At 37.3% G+C, this 12,653-nt stretch carries 12 protein-coding genes; 10 read left to right on the forward strand and 2 right to left on the reverse strand.

Annotation, left to right across the window (positions count from 1 at the left end):
• Positions 1–70: 70 nt before the first annotated feature.
• Together F4V44_RS21050 and F4V44_RS21055 are read left to right on the forward strand one after the other, a co-directional pair.
• Complete coding sequence (locus F4V44_RS21050) at positions 71–1,075, forward strand: Gfo/Idh/MocA family protein (protein WP_150441975.1); 1,005 nt, start codon at positions 71–73, stop codon at positions 1,073–1,075.
• A 108-nt stretch (positions 1,076–1,183) separates the two neighbouring features.
• Positions 1,184–2,404 carry an MFS transporter gene (locus F4V44_RS21055; RefSeq protein ID WP_150441976.1) on the forward strand — a complete coding sequence of 407 codons (1,221 nt, stop codon included), beginning with the start codon at positions 1,184–1,186 and terminating at the stop codon, positions 2,402–2,404.
• A 22-nt stretch (positions 2,405–2,426) separates the two neighbouring features.
• Here the strand turns inward: F4V44_RS21055 and F4V44_RS21060 are convergent, their stop codons facing one another.
• Positions 2,427–2,606 carry a hypothetical protein gene (locus F4V44_RS21060; protein ID WP_150441977.1) on the reverse strand — a complete coding sequence of 60 codons (180 nt, stop codon included), beginning with the start codon at positions 2,604–2,606 and terminating at the stop codon, positions 2,427–2,429.
• Positions 2,607–2,903: 297 nt separating this feature from the next.
• Here F4V44_RS21060 and F4V44_RS21065 point away from each other — a divergent pair, with 297 nt between their 5' ends.
• Positions 2,904–3,302: a VOC family protein gene (locus tag F4V44_RS21065; RefSeq protein ID WP_150441978.1), complete on the forward strand. Its 399-nt coding sequence runs from the start codon at positions 2,904–2,906 to the stop codon at positions 3,300–3,302.
• A 65-nt stretch (positions 3,303–3,367) separates the two neighbouring features.
• On the opposite strand, the gene F4V44_RS21070 is transcribed toward F4V44_RS21065, so the two are convergent.
• On the reverse strand, positions 3,368–4,204 hold the full coding sequence (locus F4V44_RS21070) for an AraC family transcriptional regulator (protein ID WP_150441979.1): 837 nt from the start codon (positions 4,202–4,204) through the stop codon (positions 3,368–3,370).
• Between the two features lie 616 nt (positions 4,205–4,820).
• Between F4V44_RS21070 and iolE (F4V44_RS21075) the strand changes: the two genes are divergently transcribed.
• The 7 genes from iolE (F4V44_RS21075) to iolE (F4V44_RS21105) all read left to right on the forward strand — a co-directional run bounded on the left by iolE (F4V44_RS21075) (position 4,821) and on the right by iolE (F4V44_RS21105) (position 12,511).
• Positions 4,821–5,738, forward strand: a complete 918-nt coding sequence (iolE, locus tag F4V44_RS21075) for a myo-inosose-2 dehydratase (protein WP_150441980.1) — start codon at positions 4,821–4,823, stop codon at positions 5,736–5,738.
• Between the two features lie 32 nt (positions 5,739–5,770).
• Positions 5,771–7,198 (forward strand): sugar porter family MFS transporter, encoded by a 1,428-nt coding sequence (locus F4V44_RS21080; protein ID WP_150441981.1) that lies wholly within the window; start codon positions 5,771–5,773, stop codon positions 7,196–7,198.
• A gap of 62 nt (positions 7,199–7,260) precedes the next feature.
• A complete protein-coding gene (locus tag F4V44_RS21085) occupies positions 7,261–8,298 on the forward strand; it encodes a Gfo/Idh/MocA family protein (RefSeq protein ID WP_150441982.1) in 1,038 nt (345 codons plus the stop codon).
• 86 nt (positions 8,299–8,384) lie between these two features.
• Entirely contained in the window at positions 8,385–9,248 is an 864-nt protein-coding gene (locus tag F4V44_RS21090; protein WP_150441983.1) for a sugar phosphate isomerase/epimerase family protein, read from the forward strand.
• A gap of 38 nt (positions 9,249–9,286) precedes the next feature.
• Positions 9,287–10,132, forward strand: coding sequence for a sugar phosphate isomerase/epimerase family protein (locus F4V44_RS21095; protein WP_150441984.1), 846 nt, complete (start codon positions 9,287–9,289; stop codon positions 10,130–10,132).
• Positions 10,133–10,421: 289 nt separating this feature from the next.
• Positions 10,422–11,447: an inositol 2-dehydrogenase gene (gene iolG, locus F4V44_RS21100; RefSeq protein WP_317978354.1), complete on the forward strand. Its 1,026-nt coding sequence runs from the start codon at positions 10,422–10,424 to the stop codon at positions 11,445–11,447.
• 155 nt (positions 11,448–11,602) lie between these two features.
• On the forward strand, positions 11,603–12,511 hold the full coding sequence (iolE, locus tag F4V44_RS21105; protein ID WP_150441985.1) for a myo-inosose-2 dehydratase: 909 nt from the start codon (positions 11,603–11,605) through the stop codon (positions 12,509–12,511).
• Positions 12,512–12,653: the final 142 nt, after the last annotated feature.

The following is a 12,653-nucleotide window of genomic DNA, read 5'->3' on the forward strand; positions in this document are numbered from 1 at the left end:
AAGGGGATGGCTGTAATAGTCATTCCCTTTACTCAATTATCGGTATTCTTTAAATAAAGGAGGGCCTGCGGTGGAATTGAAGATTGGGGTTATTGGGACAGGAGCAATCGGACAGGATCATATTCGTAGATTTACCAATAAAGTGAAAGGTGCCAAAGTGGTTGCCGTTACGGATATCCATGTCGAAAGAGCAGAACAAATTGCACAAGAAGTCGGTGCTAAGTTTGTTAAAACAGGTGAAGAGTTAATTAGCCTTCCTGAAGTTGATGCAGTTGTTGTTACATCATGGGATCCAACACATGAACAGTATGTATTAGAAGCGATAAATCATAACAAATATGTTTTTTGTGAAAAGCCGCTTTCTGTTGAAACAGAAGGATGTAAGAGAATTGTTGATGCAGAGGTAAAGCTCGGCAAAAGATTGGTTCAGGTTGGATTTATGAGAAGATATGATAGAGGCTATATGGAGTTAAAAGAAATAATCGACAGCGGCAAGCTTGGAGAGGTGCTGATGCTCCATTGTGCACATCGAAATGTTTCTTCAGGCGAGAATTATGATACTCTAATGGCAATCGTGAATAGCGCTGTCCATGAAATCGATGTATTAAGATGGTTGCTGAATGAAGATTATGTGGCAGCTCAAGTCATCATGCCCAAGAAAACATCAAACACACATGAAAAGCTGCATGACCCGCAAGTTCTGATTTTAGAAACAGAATCTGGTATTCATATTGATGTAGAAATATTTGTTAACTGTAAATATGGATACGACATAAAGTGTGAAGTTGTTTGTGAGGATGGAGTGGTCTCCTTATCTAATCCATCATACTCCAGCATTCGTACAGCAGGAAAGGATTTCACAGGGATTCCTATAGATTGGGAACAACGGTTCGAAGCGGCATATGAACAAGAACTTCAGCTTTGGGTTGATTCAGTTACAGCCGATGAAATGAACGGACCAACTGCTTGGGATGGATATGTTGCATCTGTTACCACTACAGCTGGTACTGAAGCAAGAGAAACAGGAAAGCGGGTAGAAATAAAAATAGATAAATGCCCAGATTTATATAAATAATTAGTAATGCATATAAGTCTTCTTATTTAATTTTACATCGTGAAAAGCCGGGCAATTTTCTTGCCTGGCTTTTTTAAAAAATCTGAATAAAAAAACGGAGGTGGTGTGATGGGGGAGTTATCTGTTAGGAATAAATATTTATTTATGGTTGTTTCCTTTCTTTTGTGGTTTCCGCAGTTTATGTATGTTCCAATCTTGTCTCCTTATCTAGAAACAATAGGGGCACAATATACCTTTATCGGAGTGGTTCTGAGCAGCTATGGAGTGACGCAGCTTCTGTGCCGGCTGCCAATCGGGATTTTCTCAGACCTTTTGAAGCTGAGAAAACCATTTATTATATTAGGCATGTTAGCAAGTCTGACCAGTTGTCTACTCTTTTTATTCACGGATAGTTTATGGTTAATTTTGGCAGCTCGTGCGCTGGCAGGAGTTTCTGCAGCCTCTTGGGTTGCCTTTACAGTCCTATACCCAGGCTATTTTGCCGCTCATGAAGTTCATCGTGCTATGGGCAGTATTTCTTTTATTGTTGTATTAGCGCAATTTTTAGGCATGGCATTTAGCGGGTATATTGTCGATGAATGGGGCTGGAAGGCACCGTTTTGGATAGGTGTTGTATTTAGTGTTTTAGGTGCTGTTCTTTCTTTCTTTATCTATGAGCCAAAAGAAAAGATTCATAGAGAGCCTATGAAAGTAAAAGAATTAGTGTCTGTTATGAAGGAGCCTTCATTGTTAAAAGTCGCGCTATTGTCAATCATAGCTCATAGCATCATTTTTTCTACGATGTTTGGTTTTACCTCTAACTATGCACTGCAAATTGGGTTTAATGCCAGTGAGCTTACGTTTATCGTCTTTGCATTTATGGTTCCGCATGCGATTGCAACCCTTTTTATGGGAAGGGTGCTTGTTCCGCTTTTAGGGGAATGGCGATCGTTGAAATGGGCCTTTTTCATGGCTGCTGTTATTACTTTAGTTCTGCCCTTTGTTCAAACAAAAGGTTTATTCTTAATTGTTCAGATGATTAGCGGTTTTTCACTTGGCTTAATTTTCCCACTTTTGCTGGGAATGTCTATTGATAAAATCGATCAGAAAAAAAGAGCTACAGCAATGGGGGCATATCAGGCCTTATATGCCATTGGTATTTTTGGAGGGCCCTTTTTTGCAGGGCTATTCAATTCATTCATGGGAATTAAGGCAGGATTTTATTTTGTGGGAGTATTAGGGATGATAGCAACCGTGTTAATCATTATTTGGAGCAGAAGAGAGAGTAGGTCAAAGGCATTTGAAAAAGTAGCTTCAGAAAATGATTTACACAAACATGAAAGTATATAAAAAAAAACAAGCCAATTCTCTTTTATCTAGGAGAATTGGCTGATGATCCATGCTGATATTCAATATAGTTATTCAGTAAATTAATATCCTTATTTTGTGCTAATAATCCTTCATGGACAGCGAGACGGGCAGCTCCGTAACGATTCGCCGATTCCTTATAATCAGTTAAGAAATTTGTTATTAACTTTATTAATTTTTCCATTTTTGTCATCCCCTTTTTTAGTGTTTTTCGTAAACAGTGATTAAAGCCATTCCGTAGTTATTCATTGATTTTTCATAATCAGCTTTAATGGTTTTCATGAATGAGGTGAACTTTTTCATCTTTGTTATCTCCTTTCTTTATTTGATGAGTTTATTATCATATATTGGTTAAGTTTTGACAAAGTGGCTGAAAACGGAAACAAAGCATGTGAAAACGGACATCATTAGTCTATTGCTCACTATTTCTATGTTTTTCTCAGTTTTTCACTTATTTTTATTTTTTTTAGGAGGGATACGAATGATCAAAAAAGTAGAGCATGTTGGGATTATGGTAAGTGATATGGAAGAGTCTATTCAATTTTACGAAAGTCTTTTAGGGTTTAATGTGCGTGTGAGGGCTAATGTTGGACAAAAAGAGTTAGTTTTTTTAACGCATCATGGGCTGCCTGGTTTTGAAATAGAGCTGATACGTGAAATATCTCCAGTAACCTCTTATTCTGAACATGGATTAGTAAACCATTTGGCGTTTGTAGTAGAGGATCTTCAGCAGGCGATGGAGGATTTTATCCAAAAAGGGGTCATCTTTCAATCTGATCAACCGAAAAATGGCATTGGCCGGAAAACGATTCGTTTTAAAGGGCCTAATGGAGAGGTATTACAGTTAGTAGAAGAACGTCAGACACATAGATTAGGATAAACAAACTAAGATGAGTAGCACAGAACATGACCGTGGTCTGTGTTACTCATCTTAGTTTGTGTTCATTATATCTTAAGCAGAAACTCTCGGTACTTCTTAGGAGGAAAGTTTGTATGACTCTTAAAGGTAGTCACAAAGTGAGAAACACTGTTAAAACCACATTGAGATGCAATTTCATTAATGGAGAGATTAGAACTAAATAGAAGCCCTTTTGCGTTATTGACCCGATAATCAATTAAATATTGATGCGGGGTGTAATTTGTTTGTTTTTTAAACAGTCTTGTGAAATGATAAGGACTTATTTTTACATGGGCAGCAATATCATTTAAGGTAATGTCTTGATTATAATGACTTTCGATAAAGGAAATGGCGCTCTTAATCGTCTCTTCAAGAGTATGGTCTGCTTGGTTTGAGATCTTTTCTAACTCATAAAGAATTCTATGGATTAGTATGGAAATGGCATGCTCATCTACTTTAGCTGTTTCCATTATACTAAGAATTCTATTCATAAAATCAGGAATGTCCCTGTAGTTTTCCAGTGAATAGACACAGCCATGCTTTTGAAAAAGATAATCAAAATAAGCTCTGCTGGAATTTCCATCAAAATGAATCCATTCAAAACTCGTTTCTTCCAATGTCTTGTAAAGATGGGGATGATAGCAATCAAGGAAAACAAAGGTATTTTCATTAGCAATATATTTGTAATCTTTATAATGAATTTCCATTTTACCCTTTTTAATATAGATAAATAAAAATTGTTCAAAGCAGTCCCGCTTTGTTTGATAAAGGTCAGAGCATACGTAGCTGCCGGCATTAAAAAGGTAATAAAGGGCCTTTTTTGCAAAACAACTTGAAGTGTGGAAATATGACTTAGAATCTGATAAAACTCCCAATTCCTCCATGTTATCTCCTTTCAAAATCGTACTGAATTAACTTTAATATATAGCAATATTTCTAAAAAAACTATGGGAATAGCAATTTACTTATAAATATAGCAATTATTTTAAAAAAAGTATCGTTTTTCTTTAATGTTATAATAATGTAAGTATATGAAAATGAAACATAGACAGCAATAATCTAAAATGGCAAAAATGATAGAGAATTGTCCAATTAATTGAAACGGTTTACGGGCAAATGGAAAGCGTCTGAAAACGTTGATATAACAGGCTTTTCATGCATGTTTAATCAGTAAAGGAACGGAATGAATGATCAAAAGGAGAGGAACTATCGTTTCTCTCCTCAAAGTTGTGCCCTCTTGACTGAAAACGCTTTTATGAATATGATTGATGCATAGGTTATCAACAGTTAATCAAAACATAACAACGAGCGCATGATGAGATTGAAGTTATATATAGTAAAAGGAGGAGAATAGCTTAAACGTAATAGTTTTATGTTGAATTCGCTCAAAACTTACAGTGAAGTCTACTTTTGCGAATTATTATTCTTTCTTGTAAAAGGTAAGTTATCTAAGGGGAATCAAATGTTATGCAATTTATTAGAAGGAAAGAGGGTGTTACTATGGGGAGTCAACAGATTTCATGGGGAATCGCTCCAATCGGGTGGCGTAATGACGATATTCCGGAAATCGGAGCAGAGAACACGCTATCACATTTGCTAAGTGATATTGTTGTAGCCGGATTTGAAGGAACAGAAGTAGGAGGTTTCTTCCCTGAACCAAACATATTAAACAAAGAGCTTCAGCTTCGTAATCTAAGAATAGCAGGCCAGTGGTTTAGTAGTTTTATTATTCGTGATGGAGTAGAAGAAGTTTCAACAGCCTTCCATAAACATTGCGAATACTTGCAAGCGGTTAACGCGGCTGTAGCTGTTGTATCTGAGCAAACTTATAGTATTCAAGGTACAAGCAAGAATGTCTTCACCGAAAAACCTTATTTCACTGATGAAGAATGGAATAAACTTTGCCAAGGGCTTAATGAACTTGGGAAAATCGCAGAGCAATACGGATTGAAGCTGGTCTTCCATCACCATATGGGTACGGGTGTACAAACATTAGAAGAAATAGATCGCCTGATGGAAAATACGGATCAGAATCATGTTCATTTACTTTATGATACAGGTCATATTTTCGTTTCTGATGGTGATTATAATACATTGTTACATAAACATAAGGATCGCATCAAACACGTTCATTTTAAGGATGTTCGTAAAGATGTAAGGGGACAATGTGAAAAGGAAGGAAAATCATTCCTACAGTCATTTTTAGCGGGAATGTTCACCGTTCCTGGTGATGGATGTATTGATTTTACAGAAGTTTATGAAAAATTACTTGATGTTAATTATTCGGGATGGATTGTCATTGAAGCTGAGCAGGATCCTTCTGTAGCGCACCCATTAGAATATGCTTTAAAAGCCCGTAAATATATTAATGAAGAACTATTAGTATTAGATAAAGAAAATGCATTAGTTAGTTCTTAATAAAAAAATCTAAACCCTGGGGAGGGTGAAGCATGAGTAGTCAAGCAATTGAAAAAAAGCATGATCACAAGAAAGCTTTAAAAAAGATTACCATTATTTCAACATTCGGAGGGCTTCTATTCGGTTATGACACAGGTGTTATAAACGGAGCATTGCCTTATATGGCAAGACCGGATGAGCTTAATTTAACTCCAGTGACAGAAGGTCTCGTTACAAGCTCCCTTCTATTTGGAGCAGCATTTGGTGCCGTGTTTGGCGGACGGTTAGCAGACCGTTTCGGCCGCCGCAAAATGATTCTGAATCTTGCCTTTCTATTCTTCTTAGCAGCCATTGGTTGTACGGTTGCACCTTCTGCAGGAATCATGGTTTTTGTCCGTTTCTTATTAGGACTTGCTGTCGGTGCTGCATCGGTAATGGTACCGGCCTTCTTAGCAGAAATGTCTCCTGCAGAAAGGCGCGGACGGATGGTTACTCAGAACGAATTAATGATTGTAACCGGCCAGCTGTTAGCATTTGTTTTCAATGCCATTCTTGGTACTGCGTTTGGTGAAGAAGTTGCACATATTTGGAGATATATGTTAGTTATTGCCTCGCTTCCTGCGGTTATCCTATGGTTTGGAATGCTGACAGTACCTGAGAGCCCGCGCTGGCTTGCATCAAATGGAAAAGTAGGGGATGCTCTTCGTGTCCTTAAGGAAATTCGTGAACAAAGCCGTGCTGAAGCGGAATTAAAGGAAATTCAAGATAATATTGCACAAGAGACTGAAATTAAGCAAGCAACATTCAGTGATTTAAATGTACCTTGGGTTCGCCGCATTGTCTTAATTGGTATTGGTATCGCTATTGTACAACAGATTACTGGTGTTAACTCGATTATGTATTACGGAACTCAAATCCTTCAACAGTCCGGCTTCTCTACAGATGCTGCACTAGTCGGTAATATAGCAAACGGTGTAATCTCAGTGTTAGCCACTTTCGTAGGAATTTGGCTTTTAGGAAAGGTTGGCCGCCGTCCAATGCTAGCCGTTGGATTAATTGGAACAACAACAGCACTTACATTAATCGGAATATTCTCATTGGTGCTTGAAGGGTCAGCAGCACTTCCGTACGCTGTGCTGGGTATGACGGTTACATTCCTTGCGTTCCAACAAGGGGCTATCTCTCCGGTAACATGGCTTATGCTGTCAGAAATCTTCCCGCTGAAACTTCGGGGAATTGGAATGGGTGTTACAGTATTCTGCTTATGGATTACAAACTTCCTAGTTGGTTTCTCATTCCCAATTTTATTAAGTGCTGTAGGCTTGTCTGCCACATTCTTTATCTTCGCTGTTTTAGGTATTGGAGCAATCATATTTGTAAATAAATTCTTACCTGAAACAAAAGGAAAGTCACTTGAACAGTTAGAAGCTTATTTCCGCGACCACAAGAAATCGGAAACAGTAAAAGTTAGTAATCAATAATTCTCGAAATAATCGTTCAGAATTCAAAAAAATAGATGGTTAATTAATAGGAGGAAAATATTATGACATTAGGATTTGGTGTAGTTGGAACAGGAGCAATTGGCAGAGAGCATATTAATAGAATTACAAATAAATTATCCGGCGGAAAAATTGTTGCTGTAACAGATGTTAATCAGGAGTCAGCTAAACAAACCGTTGAACAATATGGATTGGATGCAGTTGTGTATCAGGATGATAAAGCATTGATTGCAGATGAAAAGGTAGATGTTGTACTAGTAACAAGCTGGGGACCTGCCCATGAAGCAACGGTTATAGCAGCTGTTGAAGCAGGAAAATATGTATTCTGCGAAAAGCCTCTTGCGACAACAGCAGAAGGTTGTATGCGAATTGTTGAAGCGGAAATAAAACAGGGCAAAAAATTAGTTCAGGTTGGATTTATGCGTCGTTATGACAGCGGTTATGTGGCATTAAAACAAGCGATTGATAAAGGTGAAATTGGTCAGCCATTAATGGTTCGTGCGGTACACCGCAATCCAGAAGTAGGCGAGGCTTATGTAACTGAAATGGCTGTTGTCGATACATTAATCCATGAAATCGATGTTCTTCACTGGCTAGTGAACGATGATTATAAATCAGTACAAGTTGTTTTCCCGAGAAAAACAAAATATTCTCATGGCAAACTTCAAGATCCACAGCTATTTACCATCGAAACAAACAGCGGCATCGTGATGAATGTTGAAGTATTTGTCAATTGTAAATACGGCTACGACATTCAATGTGAAGTCATTGGTGAAGATGGTGTGGCTTATTTACCAGAGTTCGCAAGTGTTGTCACACGCAAAGAGGCGAAGTTAAGTTCAAGTATCTTAACGGACTGGAAATATCGCTTCATGGATGCATATGATGTGGAAATCCAAGACTTCATGGATTCTATCAACAAAAAAGGTGAGCCTCAAGGACCAACATCATGGGATGGTTATATTGCAGCAGTAACGGCTGATGCGTGTGTGAAGGCGCAACAAACAGGTCAAAAAGAAGCAATTACACTTCAAGAAAGACCAGTATTCTATAGTGAAAACACTGTTCTAGAGAGAGTTTAATATAAATCAGCAAAAGAGGATGTCCTAAAAGCAAAGGTGTCAGGCACCATATGGGACAATCCCAGGAAAGAAAGGGGAAAATAAAATTGCGTTTAGCATACGATCCGTCACATTATCGTGATAATACGAATTTAAAAGATACCATCGATACAGTAGCCAGACTAGGCTATGAATGGGTAGAGTTATCTCCACGTAAAGATTTTATTTGGTTTTATGAATACCCGAAGGCAGACAAGCAGATTATCAAGGATTTAAAAAGATATTGTCGTGACGCAGGGGTAAAGATTTCATCCGTTCTTCCCGTTCAGCAATGGTCTTCTCCGAAAGAAGAAGAACGTCAAGCTGCCGTAAGAAATTGGAAGCGATGCATAGAAATCACTTCTGAATTAGAGGTAGATTTGATGAACAGTGAGTTCAGCGGCGACAAGAGCCGTCCGGTTGATAGTGAAGCTGCATTCCTTAAATCAATGGACGAGCTCATGCCGATTTTTGAAAAAGAAGGCATCAAACTAAATTTACAATCTCATCCAAATGACTTTATAGAGTTAAACATTGAAGCTGTGCGAATGATTTGCGCATTAGATAAAGAGTGGATTAAGTTAGTGTATTCCGTACCGCATGCATTCTACTATGATAATGGCATTGGAGATGTAGCGAAACACATTGATGAAGCAGGAGATTTACTTGCACATGTTCTTATTGCTGATACATGGAATCATAAAGCAGCATTTGGATTACGCTATATTATTAATCCTCCTGATGCCAACGTAACTATCCACCAGCACATGAATCCTGGTGATGGGGAAGTGGATTTCGATACTTTATATCGTAAATTAAGAGAAACGAATTTTGACGGTATTGTTACAAATGCTGTATTTCATTATCCTGACCGCCCTGAATGGTCAAATGAAGTAACGTTGAAATCGATTAGAGAAGGTCTAAATATATAAAACTGTTGTAAGCTAGTTTGGCTTAGGAGGAAAAACCGATGAAATTATCATTTAACGAAGGCACAACATGGGAAAGTGCATCACTTCAACAAAACTTAGAGCTTTGTGAAAAATATGGTTACGATTATATTGAAATCCGTACGATTGACCAGTTAATCGACTATTTAAAAGAAAATACATTAGATGATTTAAAAGAATACTTTGATACTCATCATATTAAACCTCTTTCTTTAAATGCCTTATGCTTTTTCAATAATCGTAAGAAAGAAGATGAGGAAAAGATTATTGAAGAATTCAAAGAATACTTAGAAATCTGTAAAAAAATTAATTGTGAATATATTTGTGTCGTGCCTTCCAATATTGATGTGACGGAAAAAGGAAAAACATTAACAGAGGAAGTCAATGCAAGCTGTGTTCGAGTTCTAACACAACTATCTGATTTAGCAGAGCCTTACGGCGTAAAGATTGCTATTGAATTTATCGGAATCCCGCAAAACACGGTTAATACATTTGCACAGGCATTCGATATTGTTAAACAAGTAGATAGAGAGAATGTAGGACTTGTATATGATACGTTCCAATTCACTGGAATGGGATCAAGATTTGAAGATGTAACAGATGATGCAGCAGAAAAAATCTTTATTTTCCATATTAATGATGTAGATGGGTTCCCAGTTGGCCAAATGCATGATACAAATCGTGTATGGCCGGGCCATGGTGTCATTGATTTAGAAGCTCATTTAAAGAGATTAAAAGAATTAAACTATGATTTTGCAGCATCCGTTGAACTATTCAGACCAGAATATTATCAAATGGATCCAGAAGAAGTCATTAAAAAGGCGAAAGAAACGACGATGGAAGTATTGGAGAAGTACTATAAATAATGCGTAGAAGAGAGTAGTTCATTAACCTGAGCTGCTCTTTTTTATTATAGTCATAGTGTTAACGATGTGTAAGTTAACCAAAATATATTCAAAAGTTTTGAAAACTACAAAAGTTAGCAAAAAAAGATTGACTGAAAACGCTATTAATATTATTATCTATATAGAAGTTATCAAGAGATGCTCAAAAGTTAACAAATTAATGAAAAACCTTTATCAAGTATTAGTTCCATCACATGAGTTTTTTTATAAACTATGAAAGCGTTTATTTTAGAAATAAACGGGGGAGGAAATGATGAACGAAATTAGAGTAGGTATTGTTGGACTAGGGAGACTGGGAAAAGCACATGCAACCAATATAGCCCAGAATGTTCCAGGTGCTAAGCTAGTAGCTGCCTGCAGTTTTGTTGAAGATGAATTAGAATATGCCAAAAGAGAACTTGGCGTTACGGAAACATATACATCCTATGAAGAAATGGTGGATAGCCCAAATCTAGATGCTGTTTGTATCGTATCCCCATCAGGCTATCATCCGGAGCAGATTCGGTTAGCGATGAAAAAAGGGCTGCATGTATTCAGTGAGAAGCCTATTGGATTAGACATTGAAGATATCGAAAAAACAATGGAAGTCATTCAGGCCTATCCTGAACAGGTTTTCCAGCTTGGATTTATGAGAAGATATGATGAATCCTATCAATATGCTAAAAGAATGGTGGACGAAGGGGCATTGGGTGAATTAACTGTTATTCGCTGTTACGGAATCGATCCAAGCTCAGGGATGGAAGGGTTTGTGAAATTTGCTCAATCTAGCTACAGCGGTGGTCTATTCTCTGATATGTCTATCCATGATATTGACTTAGTTAGATGGTTTTCGCAAAAAGAAATCAGCCGTGTATGGGCAATGGGGAAAAATGCTGCTTATCCTGAGTTAGATGATTTAAATGAGTTAGAAACTGGCGCAGCTATGATGCAATTAGAAGATAAAACAATGGCCATTTTAGTTGCAGGAAGAAATGCAGCACATGGTTATCATGTCGAAACGGAATTAATTGGTACAAAAGGAATGCTTCGTGTTGCTTCTGCACCGGAGAAAAATTTAGTCACTATTTTTGATGAAAATGGAGTAGTAAGACCAACTTCACAGAACTTTCCTGAACGTTTTAGGGATGCATTCGTGAATGAAATGAAAGAATTTATTTCATGTATTAAAGAAAAACGCCGGCCGGAAGTAGGGGCAATTGATGGTCTGCAAAGTACAAAAGTAGCAATTGCCTGTCAACAATCTGTTGAAACCAATCAAATTGTTGAAGTTAAGTAATAAAATGACAATGCTTCAAGTGTGATAAAGGAATTTTCACTATAGGATTGAGGATTTAATGAGAATTCAATGGTAATAGTGGAAGTTTATATTCCAAATTCATTATGAATCTATTAATTTGCCAAAAACTCATCCAATTTAGGGAGGAATTTAACATGTCAGCAGAAACAAAAATTAAGTTTGGTTGTGCTCCTATTGCTTGGACAAATGATGATATGCCTGAACTAGGCCGAGAAAATACATTTGAACAGTGTATTAGCGAAATGGCGTTAGCCGGTTATACTGGGACGGAAATTGGCAATAAATATCCCCGTGATCCTAAAACATTAAAGAGCTATTTAGAACCAAGAAATCTTCAAGTAGCAAGCGCGTGGTTCAGTTCTTTTTTAACAACAAAACCATTTGAAGAAACAAAGAAGGCATTTATTGAACATCGTGATTTCCTTTATGCAATGGGTGCAAAAGTAATCGTCGTTTCTGAGCAAGGACACAGCATCCAAGGACAAATGGAAACACCTGTGTTTGAAGCAAAACCAGTGTTTACTGACGCCGACTGGGATAAACTTACAAAGGGATTAGAGGAATTAGGAGAATTAGCGCACGAAAAAGATATGGAAATTGTATACCATCACCATATGGGTACCGGCGTTCAAACAACTGCTGAAATTGAACGTCTAATGGAAAATACTTCTCCTGAAAAGGTATCGTTGTTATTTGATACAGGTCACCTTGTATTTTCTGGTGAAAATCCAATTGAAATCTACCAAAAATATCAATCTCGTATTAAGCATATCCACTTTAAAGATATTCGCGAAACTGTTGCAAAAGAGGTTAAAGAAAATCAGGATAGTTTCCTTGTTGGTGTAAAAAAAGGTGTGTTTACCGTTCCTGGAGACGGTATGATAGACTTTGTGCCTATTATGAAAACGATTGCTGAAAGCGGATACGAAGGCTGGATTGTGGTTGAGGCAGAGCAGGATCCTGCAAAGGCAAATCCATTCGAGTACGCATTAAAAGCAAAAAAATATTTGAACGAAGTGTTACCCCGAACACAATTAGTTTAAAAAACTGATTACTAGACCAGTTGATTCGGCTCATTTCTACACAGGAATGGGCCGGTATTGTTACGGAATAAATGCAAGTAAATATATATGAATACTACTAAATAAGAATAATAGGTGGGCATTAGTTTGTTCTAGGTTTTTG

The organism is Niallia endozanthoxylica (genome assembly GCF_008710145.1).
In the GTDB taxonomy this organism is placed as follows: Bacteria; Bacillota; Bacilli; order Bacillales; family Cytobacillaceae; genus Bacillus_BD; species Bacillus_BD endozanthoxylica.